Origin of the sequence: Reyranella sp. (assembly GCF_004297265.1) — a bacterium.
In the GTDB taxonomy this organism is placed as follows: Bacteria; Pseudomonadota; Alphaproteobacteria; order Reyranellales; family Reyranellaceae; genus Reyranella.
In genome coordinates this window covers 61,111-74,152 of sequence record NZ_SCUT01000007.1, presented here as the reverse complement: position 1 = coordinate 74,152, position 13,042 = coordinate 61,111, and the positions used below count along the sequence as shown (strand labels likewise).

The window sequence follows — 13,042 nt, the reverse complement described above, 5'->3', positions numbered from 1 at the left end:
ACCATGAAGATCGCCACCTTCAACGTGAACAATGTGAACAGGCGGCTGCCCAACCTGCTCGCCTGGCTGAAGCGCGCCAAGCCCGACATCGTCTGCCTGCAGGAACTGAAGGCGGCCGACGAGGACTTTCCCGCGGCCGATCTGCGGCGAGCGGGCTACCCTGCGGTCTGGCAGGGGCAGAAAACCTGGAACGGCGTCGCCATCCTGGGGCGCAGGTCCGAGCCGGTCCTGACGCGCAAGGGCCTGCCCGGCGATCGCAGCGACGTGCAGAGCCGCTACATCGAGGCCGCCGTAAAGGGGCTGGTCGTCGGCTGCCTCTATGCACCCAATGGCAATCCGCAGCCCGGCCCGAAGTTCGACTACAAGCTGGACTGGCTGCGCCGCCTGCAGCGGCACGCGAAGTCGCTCCTGAAGAGCGGCGCGCCGGTCGTGCTGGCGGGCGACTACAACGTCGTGCCGAGCGACTTCGATATCTATTCGATGCGATCCTGGAAGGACGATGCGCTGGTCCAGCCGGCGCCGCGGGCGGCGTTCGGGAAGCTGCTGGCGCAGGGCTGGACCGACAGCCTGCGCACGCTCCATCCCGACGAGCCGATGTACACGTTCTGGGACTACAAGCGGCACCGCTGGGAGCGCAACGCCGGCCTGCGCCTCGACCATCTGCTGCTCAGTCCCGATCTCGCCCCGCGCCTCGTGCGCGGCGGCGTCGACCGGGAAGAACGCGGGCGGGACAGTCCCAGCGACCATGCGCCGGCGTGGATCGAGCTAAAGTAGCGCTGTGGTCGTTCTTTCGTCGGCGCTCCCGGACATTGCCAAAGGCAATGTCCTGCCGCTCCTCGGGCTGAGCCTTGCTCAGCCCTACATCGCCGGCGGCAGTTCCTTCAGGGCCTGCGTGGCGATCGGCATCATCTTCTCGCAGAAGTCCTTCTTGTTCTTCTCCGCTTCCCTTTCCATCGTGTCGTAAGTCTTGTCGAGCTTGCGGTCGGCGATGTCGAGCTGCTTCTCGGCCCATTCGATCCAGAATTCGAGTCGCGTTTCCTGATCCTTGGTCATGTCGAGATCGCAGGTGTCGACAGCCACGGAAATCGCGTAGAGGCCAATCACCATCTTCTCGGCATCTTCCTTCTTGAGCGTCGTCTGGGCGGTAGCCGCGGCGAGCGGCAGGACCAGCAACGCCAGAAAAGAGGCCAACGCACGAACCATCGAAATCTCCCCCCGGTTGCGGGGCGCCGCTCGAAGCGGCGCGCCCGTTTTGATGGCCGGAGACTACTTCAGAGTCTTGTGGAGCGTAATCTCGGCATTGAGCAACTTGGAGACCGGACAACCCTTTTCCGCCGCCTCGGCCAGCTTGTCGAAGGTCGCCTGGTCGAGGTTCGGCACCTCGGCCACCAGGGTGAGGGCCGACTTGCTGATCTTGAAGCCCGCGCCGTCCTGGTCGAGCGAGACGGCCGCCTCGGTCTCGAGCAGGGTCGGCGTGAAGCCCGCGGTCTGCAGCTGGAACGCCAGCGCCATGGTGAAGCAGCCGGCATGCGCGGCGGCGATCAATTCTTCGGGATTGGTGCCCTTCTCGCCCTGGAACCGGGTCTTGAAGGAATAGGGCGTCCCGGACAGGACGCCGGAATCGCTGGTGATGTCGCCGGTGCCGTCCTTGCCGGTGCCGCGCCAGTGGGCCTTTGCCTTGCGGATCATCTGTCGTCTCCTTGGGTGGTCGATGGCGCACCATGCCCCGCCCGTATGACAGAAGCGATTCCTCCCTTGGTATAGGGGGAGCCGCTCAGGGACCGGATCGTCTGTGCTATCCTCGACCATTGGCGAGGAGATGAGTTCATGCGGATAGTTTTCGCGGCGCTGTTGTCGGCACTGCTGTTGATCGGGCTTGCGACCGGCACCTGGGCGCAGAACGGGCTGGAGCGCTTCGAAAAGGAGATCAAGCCCCAGTTCGAGCTCAAGACGCTGAGCTATGCCGGCGCCGAGCCGCTCGGGCCCTCCGGCTTCGTCCTGAAAGACGTCGTGGCCGTCGTCCCGGCCAACGCCGCGACCGGCGACAAGGAAAGCACGATCAGGATCGACAGGGTGACGGTCGAGGACCTCGACTTCGACCGCCTCAGGAAGGATTCCAAGGACGATCGTGCCCCGCGGTTCGCCAGGCTCAGGATGGAGGGCATGACCGGCGACGACGAGATGTTCACCGCGCTCGAGCCCTACGGCGTGCCCAAGGTGCCGTTCGACATCGCCCTCGACTATCGAATCGATCCGGCCGCCAAGGTCCTGACCGTCAACATGCTGGAAGTGACCCTGCGCGGTCAGGCCAGCTTTGCCCTGTCGATGATCGTGGATGGGGTGAGCGACGACACCGACATGGACACCGCCAAGGACGAGGGCCGGCTGCGCCGCGCCTCCTTTACGATCGACGACAAGGAACTGCTGGGCAAGTTGGTCCCCGCCGTCGCCAGCGAGGAAGGCATCAAGTCCGAGGAGCTGATCACCACCGCGCTCGACGCGCTGGCCGGCTTCGCCCAGGCCCAGACCGGGGAGACCCTGAAAGCGCTCGACGCCCTTGCTTCCTTCGTCGGCGACTGGAAGGCGCCCAAGGGCCCGCTGGTGCTGGGCGTGAAGCCCACCAAGACAGCGGGCCTCGACGACCTCGACAAGATCATGGTGCCCGACGCGCTCTCGACCCTCTTCGGCTTCACCGCGACCTATCCCGGCACGCGGGGCGGTGCGGCCAAGGCAGGCTCCAAGGGCAAGTAACCAATCAAAGACGCGAATGGAGGAAACGATGAAGCGGCGAACCCTTCTGACCGGCGCGGCGATGCTGCCGCTCGGCCTTCCGCTCCAGGCCCAGGAGGCCTATCCGTCGCGGCCGATTACCATGATCGTGCCCTTCCCGCCCGGCGGCGTGGCCGACATCACCGGCCGGCCGACGGCGCATGTCATGGGCAAGCTGCTCAAGCAGTCGGTCGTCGTGCAGAACAAGGGCGGCGCCGGTGGCTCGGTCGGCACGGCGCAGGCCGCGCGCTCCGCGCCGGACGGCTACACGCTGCTGATGGCGCTGTCGTCGATCTCGGTCCTGCCGGTCGCCGATCGCCTGCAGGGCCGCGCGCCCGCCTACGAACTCGACCAGTTCGCGCCGATCGCCCTGATCAGTGCCGACCCCACGGTCCTGGTCGTGCGGGAGGACGGACCCTACAAGACGCTGAAGGATCTGGTCGACGCCGCGAAGGCCAAGCCCGGGACCATCAATTACGGCTCCTCGGGCGTCTACGGCACGCTGCATGTGGCGATGGAGATCTTCGCCGACGCCGCGGGCATCAAGCTGTTCCATATTCCCTATCAGGGCGGCGGCCCGGCGGTCGCGGCGCTGCTGGGCGGCCAGATCGACGCCCTCGCCTCGGGCCCGTCGGCGGCCATCGGCCAGATCAAGGCCGGCAAGATGCGCGCGCTCGCGGTGTGGGGCGACAAGCGCCTCGCTTCGATGCCGGATGTGCCGAGCATGAAGGAGCTGGGTTACGACGCCACCTTCTACATCTGGTCGGGACTCTTCGCGCCCGCAGCCACGCCGTCACCTGTCCTCATGACGCTGCGGGACGCGGTCCGGCGCACGGTCGAAGACCCGGAATTCAAGGAGGCGATGGCCAAGGTCGAAACGCCAATCGCCTACCTCGACGCGCCCCAATTCAAGGACTTCCTGGACAAGGACGCGGCTCGTCTGAAGGTCGCCGTGGAGCGCATCGGCAACGTGCCGGAGAAATAGAGGCGCAACGGCGTGGACGCGTGTGCGTCCCCATATGGCACCCTGAATTCTCTCGAGCCCTGCAGATCCAGAAACGGCAGGGCGTGCAACCCCCTTCCCGAGGGAGGCGTTCTCTAAACAGCGATCGTCATTTCGGCGGTCGCGGCGAACATGGAGAAACGCCATGAACGACCAGAAGCAGAATCCCTCGCAGCAGCAGGATCGTGATCGCCAGCAGCGCGAGCAGGCGCAGCGCGAGCAGCAGCAGCGGCAGAACCAGCAGCCCAACCAGAAGCCTGGCCAGCCGCAGCAGCCGCAGAACAAGGACCACTAGTCCCTGCTTCGCCGAAGCCGAATGCCCGCCTCACGGCGGGCATTCGTTCTTCCGCTCTTCAGGAAAGGCTTACAAATGAAGTTGCATGCAGCGGATCCGCCGCGCGAAGTTCCCGCCGTTCCACCGGCTCCGGGCAAGGTCGACCCCATCCCGCCCGAGATGCCGCTTCCGCCGGGCACGCCTGCGCCGGAGGACATGCCTACACCCGTGCCTCATCCACAGGGCCCGCCGGGTCCCGTTGCCTGAGGCGAAGGACGCTACTCCTTCACCGCCCCGGTGAGGGAGGAGACGTAGTAGTCGACGAAGAAGGAATAGAAGATCGCCACCGGAAGCGATCCCAGCAGCGAGCCCGCCATCAGGGAGCCCCACTGATAGACGTCGCCCGACACGAGTTCGGTCAGGATGGCGACCGGCACCGTCTTCTTCTCGCTGCTCTGGATGAACGCGAGCGAATAGATGAACTCGTTCCACGACAAGGTGAAGGAGAAGATGCCGGCCGAGATCAGGCCGGGTACGGCGAGCGGGAGCGTGATGCGCCGCAGGATCTGCAGGCGCGTCGCGCCGTCGATCAGGGCGCATTCCTCGAGCTCGTACGGGATCGACTTGAAGTAGCCGATCAACAGCCAGGTGCAGAACGGCACCAGGAAGGTCGGGTAGGTCAGGATCAGCGCCAGCGGCGTGTCGAACAGACCGAGCTGGTAGACCGTCGTCGCCAGCGGGATGAACAGGATCGACGGCGGAACCAGATAGGCGAGATAGATGCCCAGGCCGACATACTGGCTGCCCCTGAAGCGCAGGCGCTGGATGGCGTAGGCCGCCAGCACGCTCGACAGCAGTGACAGGAAGGTCGAGCAGACCGCCACGCCCATCGTGGTCATCAGCCACTTCGGGTAGGAGGTCTGGAACAGCAGCTTGTAGATGTGGTCGAGCGTCGGGCTGCCGATCAGGAACGGATTGTAGGTCTTGTAATCGTACAGCTCGGCGTTCGGCTTGAAGGCGGTGATCCCCATCCAATAGAACGGAAAGAGCAGGATGATCACGAAGCAGATCAGCGGCAGGTAGATCGTCACCATCCGCCGGCCGCGGCTCTCCCAGACCATATCCTCGGCGGGAGCGGTCGAACTGGCCGCAGTCGGTGCCGTCGAAGCGGCGTCAGTCATTGGCCTCTCCCTGCTGCCACTTGCGGCGCGCGAGCGCGAAGTAGCTGAACAGCGTGGCGAACACGAGGAACGGGATCATGGCGACGGCGATCGCGGCGCCCTCGCCCAGCTCGCCACCGGCGATGCCGCGCTGGAAGGCGAGCGTCGCCATCAGATGGGTCGAGTTGATCGGACCGCCGCGGGTGATGGCGTAGACGAGCTGGAAATCGGTGAAGGTGAAGATGATCGAGAAGGTCATCACAATCGCCAGGATCGGCAGCAGCAGCGGGAAGGTGATGTAGCGGAAGCGCTGCCATGCCGTGGACCCGTCGAGCAGGGCCGCCTCGTAGAGCGACGGCGAGATGGTCTGGAGGCCGGCCAGCAGCGAGATCGCCACGAAGGGGATGCCGCGCCAGATGTTGGCGGCGATCAGCGACCAGCGCGCCGGCCAGGTCGTGCTGAGGAAGTCGAAGGGCTTCTCGCGGACGCCCAGCACGTCGGTGGCAAAATAGGAGATGATCGAGAACTGCGGGTCGTAGATCCACCAGAAGGCCAGCGCCGACAGAACGGTCGGCACGATCCACGGCAGCAGGATGATCGCGCGCAGCAGATTCTTGAGCGGCAGATGGCGGTTCAACAGCAGCGCGAGCCAGAGGCCCAGTGCGAACTTCCCGAACGTCGCGACGGCCGTATAAAAGACGCTGTAGAAGACCGCGGTCCAGAACTGCGGATCCTCGAGCAGGTATTCGAAGTTCTCGAAGCCGATCCACTTGCCGGTGCGGCCGATCTTGGTGTCGGTGAAGGACAACCAGATGCCGAGCCCCAGCGGATAGGTGAGGAACACCGTCAGCAGGCCCATGGCCGGCAACAGGCACATGAAAATCAGGAACGCCTTGTTGTCGAACAGGCGCGCCAGCCGACCCTGCTGTATCCGGGTCCGGTTCCAGTCGGTCATCGTGGCGACGGTCATCTTCCCTCCGGAGAGCGGGAGAGCGGCGCGACCGGCGAACCGGTCGCGCCCTTCCCTGTCAGGCCCTAGCGGTAGTAGCGGCGCGTGCGGCGCTCCGCTTCCTTGGCGGCATCGGCCGGCGTGGCCTGGCCCGAGGCCACGGAGGCGAACATCTGCACCAGGATGTATTCGGCCGCGACAGTGCCGGCCGCCTGGGTGATCGGACCCTTGTAGCCGCTCCAGAAGCGGTTGTTCATGGTGCTGCGATAGATCGCGATCTTGGGATCGCTCGTCCACACCTTGCTCTTGTCGTAGGCGTTGAGCGGATGCGACCAGTAGCCCAGGCAGCCGGTCAGCCACGGATCGTACTGCTCGGCCTCCATCATGAAGGTCAGGTAGGCCTTGGCGGCGTTCGGGAACTTGGTGTGCTTGAACACCATGGCGTTCAGCACCGTGGCGCTCATCGGCGCCGAGCTCGCCACGCCCTGGGTCAGCAGCGCGTGCTCGGTGTCGTCGGCGATCGCCTTGGTGGCCGGGTCGTTCTTCAGCGCGAAGTACATCGACACGCCGTTGGCCGTGAAGAACAGCTCGTTCGACGCATAGGCCCGGTTGTTGCTGATATCGTTCCACGACATCGTGCCCGGGATGAAGGTCGGATAGAGTTCCTTCACGAAGTTGAGCGCGTTGACGGTTTCCTTGCTGTTGATGATGACCTTGCCGTCCTCGTCGACCAACGCCCCGCCATGGCTCCACAGCATCCAGTTGGCGAAGCCGTTCGCGTCGCCCACCGCATTGCCGAGCGCGAAGCCGGCCGGCTTCTTGATCTTCTGCAGCTGCTGGCAGAGCTTCAGCAGGTCGGGAAGCGTGGTCGGCACCTTGTCGAAGCCGGCTTCCTTCACCGCCGAGGCGCGATAGACCAGCGGGCCGCCGGTGCCGCCCATGGGGATGCCGATCCAGTTGTTGGTCTTGGCCTTCTTGCCGAACTTCTCGCCGAGGAACATCCAGCCGCCGTACTTCTTGCCGAGATACTCGGCGACGTCGGAAAGCTCGATCACCTTGTCGGCGTAGATATGCGGATCTTCCGCCCAGCCCAGGACGATGTCGGGACCGGCGCCGGTGTTGGCCGAAACGGCGGTCTGCTGGCGAATGTCCTCCCAACCCACCAGGTCGACCTTGACCTCGACCCCGGTCTCCTTGGCGAACTTGGCGCTGTTGGCGCGGAAGATCACTTCGTCGGGCTCGACGAAGCGCGCGGGCCGGATCAGGCGGAGCGTTGCGCCCTTCTCGATCGGCAGCTTGGGCGCCGGCACGTCCGCCTTGGGAATCTCCGACTGCGCGTTGGCCTTGCCGGCCATCGCCATCGCCGCCGCGGCAGCACCGAGAATGATCGACTCACGACGCTTGATGATGAACGCCATTCTTGTTTCCTCCTGATTGACCTTTGGTTTGTCTTCTTTTCCCCGTTCTCAGAGGCGTTGGCCCGACTGCTGGTCGAACAGATGGACCAGGGCGGGATCGGGCCTCACGGGCAGGATCTCGCCGGGCTTCGCCGTGACACGCTCGCGGAAGGCGCCGATTACCGACTGGCCGCCGATCCGCATCAGGACCTGGGTTTCCGACCCGGTCGGCTCGACCACCTGGACGGTGGCCGGGATGCCACCGGGATCGAGCATGAGATGCTCGGGCCGCACGCCGTAGACGGCGGGGCCGTCGGCCGCACGGCCGCCATTGGCGGGTAGCGGCCAGGCCGTGCCATCTTCCATGCGGAGCGCGCCGTTCGAGACCGTGCCCTTCACCATGTTCATGGCCGGCGAGCCGATGAAGCCCGCGACGAACAGGTTTGCCGGCCGGTCATAGAGTTCCAGTGGCGCACCGATCTGCTCGATATGGCCGTTGTTCATGACCACGATCTTGTCGGCCATGGTCATGGCCTCGATCTGGTCGTGCGTGACATAGACGGTCGTGACCTTGAGTCGCTGGTGCAGCTCCTTGATCTCCGAACGCATCTGCACGCGCAGCTTGGCGTCGAGATTCGAGAGCGGCTCATCGAACAGGAAGACCTGTGGGTTGCGCACGATGGCGCGGCCCATGGCGACCCTCTGACGCTGGCCGCCCGAGAGCTGCCGCGGGAAGCGATGCAGGAGCTGCTCGAGACCGAGGATCTTGGCCGCTCGGCCGACTTCCTGGTCCATCACCGATTTCGGCGCCTTCGCCAAAGTCAGCGAGAAGGCCATGTTGTCGTAGACCGTCATGTGCGGGTAGAGGGCGTAGTTCTGGAACACCATCGCGATGTCGCGATCCTTGGGCGGGACCGTGTTCACCACCCTCCCGCCGATCGCGATCTCGCCCGAGGTGATGTTCTCGAGCCCCGCCAGCATGCGCAGCAGGGTGGACTTGCCGCAGCCCGAGGGGCCGACCAGAACCACGAACTCGCCATCGGCGATGTCGACGCTTACGCCATGTAGAATCTCTACGGGCCCGAACGCCTTCCGCACTGTGCGGACTTCGACCGTCGCCATACTTCCTCCACGCGCGCGGCCTCTGGCCGCTTATTACTTGTACAACTGCCGGTTCTTTCGACCGGTCGCGCGGGATCATAGGCAAACCGCGCACGAAGCGCGAGTGCTCGCTGACGAATTGGTAACCTGATTACCAGCAATCGCTTGTCGAAAGAGAGGACCGCCTGCAGGATGCTGGAAGTGCAATTTAATCCTGGGAAATTTCTGCAAATGAACCTCGACACTCTAGCTGCGGCATGGGCTCCGCGCTTGCTCAGCATGCTGCGGATCATGAGCGGCCTGCTCCTGCTCCAGCACGGCACCGGCAAGCTGCTGAAATTTCCGGCGGGCGTCGTCCCGGCCAACTTCAACCTCATGTCGATGCCGGGCTATGCCGGCATCATCGAGTTCGTCTGCGGCATCCTGCTGGTCGTCGGGCTGTTCAGCCGCCCGGCCGCCTTCGTCGCTTCCGGCATGACGGCCGTGGCCTACTTCATGGTCCACGCCCCGCTGGGCTTCTATCCGATCCTGAACAAGGGCGAGCTCGCCGCACTCTACTGCTTCGTCTTCCTCTATCTTGCCGCCGCCGGTCCCGGCCCGTGGAGCATCGACGCCGCGCGCAAGAAGTAGCGCTTAACGCGCCTTCCCCGAAACGGTATGGAACGGACGGACGGCTGCCTCGTGCAGCCGTTTCGTTGTGTGCACGACCGACAAGAGAGAAACAGGAGGAGCGTTCATGTCCCAGCCGGTCTCGATCAACCGTCGCCACTTTACCGCCCTGGCCGGCGCGACGGCGCTCGGCCTGCCGATGCTGGCCCGCGCCCAGACCCGCTGGAAGCCCGAGAAGCCGATCACGATCTACAATCCCTTCGCCGCGGGCGGCGTCACCGACGTGCACATGCGTCTGCTCGCCGAGGCCGTGGGCAAGATCCTGGGCCAGCAGATCATCATCGACATCAAGCCGGGCGCCGCCGGCACGCTGGCCCCGGCGATGCTGCTCAACGCCAAGCCCGACGGCTACACCCTGGCCGTGATGAGCATCAACACGCTGCGCTATCCGCACTACCAGCAGACCAGCTGGAATCCGCTCACCGACTTCACCTACATCACCGGCCTGTCGGGCTACACGATGGGGATCGTCGTGCGCTCCGACTCTCCCTGGAAGACCTTCCAGGACATGATCGCCGCCGGCAAGAAGGACCCGGACAAGTACAACTACGGCACCTCGGGCGTCGGCGGCACCGGCCAGCTCATGATGATCGAGGTCGAGCAGGCGACCGGCGCGAAGTTCACCCACGTCCCCTACAAGGGTGGCGCGGAGTGGATGCAGGCGTTGATGGGCGGCGAGATCCAGTTCATTGCCGACGCGGCCCAGTGGGCGCCCTTCGTCGACGACGGCAAATGCCGCATCCTGGCCTTCGCCACCGAGAAGCGCATCCCGCGCTATCCCGACGTGCCGACAATGATCGAGCTCGGCGTCAACGTGGTGGGCCAGAGCCCCTACGGCCTGCTCGGCCCCAAGGGCATGCCGCCGGCCATCGTCGACACGCTCTACCAGGCCTTCAAGCAGGCCTCGACCGAGCCGAAGGTGATCGAGTATCTCGCGAAGTTCATCCAGGTGCCTTGGGAAAAGAATCCCGCCGAGTTCCGCGCCTTCGCCGAGAAGTATTATGTCGACGTGAAGCCGCTGCTCATCAAGGCGGGCCTCGCGAAGTCCTGAGAAGGAGTCATAGCCATGGCGTTGAAGAAGGTGGCCCTCGAGATCGGCATGGGCACCGATATCAGGGGCGGCGACTACACCAAGGCCGCGGTCCGCGCCCTGCGGGACGCGCTGTGGCACAACTCGCTCACCATCGCCACGGCACTCGGCAAATCGAGCGACGACATGGTCGTCGAGGTCCTGATCGGCGTGCCCAAGCCCGATCAGGTCGACACGGCGCAGGTGCTGGCGGTGCTGCCGCACGGCACCGGCACGGTGAAGGTGTTCGAGGGCGGCCTCGAGATCGAGAACGAGGCCGGCACGGACAAGACGGTGATCGCGCAGGCGGCCGCCATCGTCCGCCTGGACCTGTAAGAGGACCAAGACCATGACTGCCAAGCGCGTAATCCTCGAACTCGGCACCGGCAACGACCTGCACGGCGGCGACTACACCAAGGCCGCCCTGCGCGCGGTGCAGGACGCCCTGCACCATTCCTCACTCGCCATGATCCGGGCGCTGAAGATCAACACCAGGACCGGCATGTTCGTCGACGTCACGATCGGCGTGCAGCAACCCGACAAAGTCGACGCGGAGAAGGTCAAGGCCTCCCTGCCCCACGGCATCGTGACCGTGAAGGTGGTGAAGGGCGGCCTCGACATCGCCGATCCGGAAAACAACGATCCGGCGGTGATCGCCAGCGCCGCCATCGCGGTCCGGATGGAGATCCCCTGACGGAGGGAAAGCGCGCTCAGCCGCGCGCGGCACGGCCCATGAACAGGAGGCCGGCACCCGCGATCACGGCGACGATGCCGGCGATGGTGGGAATGGGGATGGTGCGCTGTTCGTCGGCCGTGACCTTCAGCGGGCCGGCATCGACGATGGTCTTGCGCTCGGTGAAGGAGATATTGTCGATCGCCAGACCGGCAATGCCGATCACGATCAGAAGAACACCCAAAATCGCCATCGGCTTCATGCCGTGAACTCCCGTTATTGGTTCCCTCGGGCAACGCAAAATGCTGCCCGAGGTTGCCTTTTGGGGAGTTCAGGCCTTCGGCCGGACCAGCATCGCCAGGCCCTGCTCGATGGCCGTGCGCGCCATGTCGCGGAGCTGGTCGTCGGTCGCGCTGCTGACCGGGTGACCGATCTGGGCGAAGGCATAGCCCGGCATACCGAGCACGCGGCTCATCATCTCCGCCGCGCTGGCAAACCGGGTCGTCATCACGCTGAAAGCAGGAACTTCCAGTCGTTCAGCGGTAACTGAGTCGTGCAGACTGCACGATGAGCAGGACCCTCAATCCCCCAAGCCGGAGACGACGGCATCCCAGCCCTTGATCTCCGCCACGATGTGCGGGTCGGCCGGCGCGCTGTAGTTCGACTTGGTGCGGCTCACCACGTTGGCGACGCCATACTCCTCGCGCAGGATCTGGTCGAGATGCCGGAAGAAGCCCTTGGTGCCTTCCTTGCCGTTCGAGATGAAGCCGACCGTCTTGCCTTCCAGCGTGTCGAGACGCGGGGCGAGCCGGCCGGCCGGCGGGGCGGTGCCCGGCGTGGGGTCGAGAACTTCGAACATGGTGTTTCCTCCTACTTCTTGGGCGGTTCGCAATCGACGCACACGCCGATCGGCAGGGTGACGGCATAGCTCTTGTTGCCGAGCCAGGGCGGAATGACGGCGCCGAAGCCACCGGCCGGGCCGCCGGCCGCCACGACCAGGAGCTGGTCGGGCGAATCCATCGCGGTGTAGACGCTGTCGCCGCGATCACGGACTACGGCGCCCTTGCCGACATCGGCCCATTCGCGACGATGGATGCGCGCGCGCTCGTGGATGAAGGTCGCGATGTCGGCCTTGGTCCAGCCGCCCGCCTGCAGATGCTCGCGCAGCTGCTTGGGAATGATCAGCGCGTAGTTGCCGGGATGGATCGAGTAGTGGCGCATGTTGGCGCGCATCTCGGCCGCGAAGGTCTCGAGGATCTCCTCCGGCTTCGTGGTCCATTCGTTCATGAGCTGGCGCGGCGCGCCCGCCGCCATCACGGTGACCGACGATGCGCCCTTCGGCACGCCGCGATGCTCGGCCAGCGGCAGCCACGTCGTATCTTCCTCGTCCTCCGCGACGCAGTAGCTGAACTTGCCGGGATGGCCGAGGGTCGAGCGGTCGATCACGCCCGGCCGGTCGTCCAGGAGGTTGATCAGGCAGAGCCGGATGGCACGTCCGATGACCGCCGTGGCGCGATCGGAGTTGGCAAGCGCGTTGAACGAGCCGCTGGCGCCGATCTCCAGGCGAATCGGGCCGTTCAGGATGACCAGCACCGCGCAGCCGCCGGTGCTCGCCGTCGCGCCGTGCATCAGGAATTCCTCCTGCATCATGGCGGTCCAGGCCGTCACGACGACCGGGAAGTGCATCGGCAGGCAGCCCGCCATGACGGCGTTGATCGCGAGCTTCTCGGCTGTGATGGCGAGACCGCGCACGGGCTCGATGCCGATCAGCTGGTCAGGCGGCATCATCACCCATTCGAGGCATTCCTGAACCGCCTCGCGCGTCGGCGGCACGATGGGCAGGCCGTCGGTCCAGCCGTTGGAATGATAGAGTTCCTGGACCGCCGAAATGCTGTCGGCCGAATAGGACCTGGATGCAAACTGCATGGCGTTCCTCCGCCGCTCCGCGCACGGGACGCCGGAGGGCTTTCGGCCAGAA

At 65.2% G+C, this 13,042-nt stretch carries 17 protein-coding genes; 8 read left to right on the top strand and 9 right to left on the bottom strand.

Annotation, left to right across the window (positions count from 1 at the left end; translation table 11 throughout):
* Positions 1-3: 3 nt before the first annotated feature.
* The gene (gene xth, locus EPO41_RS02135; RefSeq protein ID WP_296319747.1) at positions 4-774 is read left to right on the top strand and encodes an exodeoxyribonuclease III; all 771 of its coding nucleotides are present in this window, start codon (positions 4-6) and stop codon (positions 772-774) included.
* A gap of 84 nt (positions 775-858) precedes the next feature.
* On the opposite strand, the gene EPO41_RS02130 is transcribed toward xth, so the two are convergent.
* Positions 859-1,203 carry a hypothetical protein gene (locus tag EPO41_RS02130; RefSeq protein ID WP_296319746.1) on the bottom strand — a complete coding sequence of 115 codons (345 nt, stop codon included), beginning with the start codon at positions 1,201-1,203 and terminating at the stop codon, positions 859-861.
* A 63-nt stretch (positions 1,204-1,266) separates the two neighbouring features.
* Positions 1,267-1,689, bottom strand: coding sequence for an OsmC family protein (locus tag EPO41_RS02125; RefSeq protein WP_296319745.1), 423 nt, complete (start codon positions 1,687-1,689; stop codon positions 1,267-1,269).
* A 138-nt stretch (positions 1,690-1,827) separates the two neighbouring features.
* Between EPO41_RS02125 and EPO41_RS02120 the strand changes: the two genes are divergently transcribed.
* The 3 genes from EPO41_RS02120 to EPO41_RS02110 all read left to right on the top strand — a co-directional run bounded on the left by EPO41_RS02120 (position 1,828) and on the right by EPO41_RS02110 (position 4,067).
* Complete coding sequence (locus tag EPO41_RS02120; RefSeq protein WP_296319744.1) at positions 1,828-2,751, top strand: hypothetical protein; 924 nt, start codon at positions 1,828-1,830, stop codon at positions 2,749-2,751.
* Positions 2,752-2,779: 28 nt separating this feature from the next.
* Positions 2,780-3,754: a tripartite tricarboxylate transporter substrate binding protein gene (locus EPO41_RS02115; RefSeq protein WP_296319743.1), complete on the top strand. Its 975-nt coding sequence runs from the start codon at positions 2,780-2,782 to the stop codon at positions 3,752-3,754.
* A 163-nt stretch (positions 3,755-3,917) separates the two neighbouring features.
* Positions 3,918-4,067: a hypothetical protein gene (locus tag EPO41_RS02110; protein ID WP_296319742.1), complete on the top strand. Its 150-nt coding sequence runs from the start codon at positions 3,918-3,920 to the stop codon at positions 4,065-4,067.
* A 257-nt stretch (positions 4,068-4,324) separates the two neighbouring features.
* Here the strand turns inward: EPO41_RS02110 and EPO41_RS02105 are convergent, their stop codons facing one another.
* From EPO41_RS02105 to ugpC, 4 genes are all read right to left on the bottom strand, one after another.
* The gene (locus EPO41_RS02105; protein ID WP_296319741.1) at positions 4,325-5,227 is read right to left on the bottom strand and encodes a carbohydrate ABC transporter permease; all 903 of its coding nucleotides are present in this window, start codon (positions 5,225-5,227) and stop codon (positions 4,325-4,327) included.
* On the bottom strand, positions 5,220-6,176 hold the full coding sequence (locus EPO41_RS02100; protein ID WP_296319740.1) for a sugar ABC transporter permease: 957 nt from the start codon (positions 6,174-6,176) through the stop codon (positions 5,220-5,222). Before EPO41_RS02100 ends, EPO41_RS02105 begins: the two co-directional genes overlap by 8 nt.
* Positions 6,177-6,241: 65 nt before the next feature.
* Positions 6,242-7,573, bottom strand: coding sequence for an extracellular solute-binding protein (locus tag EPO41_RS02095; protein ID WP_296319739.1), 1,332 nt, complete (start codon positions 7,571-7,573; stop codon positions 6,242-6,244).
* 48 nt (positions 7,574-7,621) lie between these two features.
* The gene (gene ugpC, locus EPO41_RS02090) at positions 7,622-8,674 is read right to left on the bottom strand and encodes a sn-glycerol-3-phosphate ABC transporter ATP-binding protein UgpC (RefSeq protein WP_296319738.1); all 1,053 of its coding nucleotides are present in this window, start codon (positions 8,672-8,674) and stop codon (positions 7,622-7,624) included.
* A 210-nt stretch (positions 8,675-8,884) separates the two neighbouring features.
* Between ugpC and EPO41_RS02085 the strand changes: the two genes are divergently transcribed.
* The 4 genes from EPO41_RS02085 (at position 8,885) to EPO41_RS02070 (ending at position 11,085) form a co-directional block, all read left to right on the top strand.
* Positions 8,885-9,283 (top strand): DoxX family protein, encoded by a 399-nt coding sequence (locus EPO41_RS02085; protein ID WP_296319737.1) that lies wholly within the window; start codon positions 8,885-8,887, stop codon positions 9,281-9,283.
* 106 nt (positions 9,284-9,389) lie between these two features.
* Positions 9,390-10,373, top strand: coding sequence for a tripartite tricarboxylate transporter substrate binding protein (locus EPO41_RS02080; protein WP_296319736.1), 984 nt, complete (start codon positions 9,390-9,392; stop codon positions 10,371-10,373).
* Positions 10,374-10,388: 15 nt separating this feature from the next.
* On the top strand, positions 10,389-10,727 hold the full coding sequence (locus EPO41_RS02075) for a Lin0512 family protein (RefSeq protein WP_296319735.1): 339 nt from the start codon (positions 10,389-10,391) through the stop codon (positions 10,725-10,727).
* Between the two features lie 13 nt (positions 10,728-10,740).
* Positions 10,741-11,085, top strand: coding sequence for a Lin0512 family protein (locus EPO41_RS02070; RefSeq protein ID WP_296319733.1), 345 nt, complete (start codon positions 10,741-10,743; stop codon positions 11,083-11,085).
* A gap of 16 nt (positions 11,086-11,101) precedes the next feature.
* Here EPO41_RS02070 and EPO41_RS02065 read toward each other — a convergent pair whose 3' ends face one another.
* The 3 genes from EPO41_RS02065 to EPO41_RS02055 all read right to left on the bottom strand — a co-directional run bounded on the left by EPO41_RS02065 (position 11,102) and on the right by EPO41_RS02055 (position 12,990).
* A complete protein-coding gene (locus tag EPO41_RS02065) occupies positions 11,102-11,326 on the bottom strand; it encodes a hypothetical protein (protein ID WP_295138524.1) in 225 nt (74 codons plus the stop codon).
* A 69-nt stretch (positions 11,327-11,395) separates the two neighbouring features.
* Positions 11,396-11,923, bottom strand: a complete 528-nt coding sequence (locus EPO41_RS02060; protein WP_295138526.1) for a UGSC family (seleno)protein — start codon at positions 11,921-11,923, stop codon at positions 11,396-11,398.
* 11 nt (positions 11,924-11,934) lie between these two features.
* On the bottom strand, positions 11,935-12,990 hold the full coding sequence (locus tag EPO41_RS02055) for a hypothetical protein (protein ID WP_296319732.1): 1,056 nt from the start codon (positions 12,988-12,990) through the stop codon (positions 11,935-11,937).
* Between the last annotated feature and the right edge of the window lie 52 nt (positions 12,991-13,042).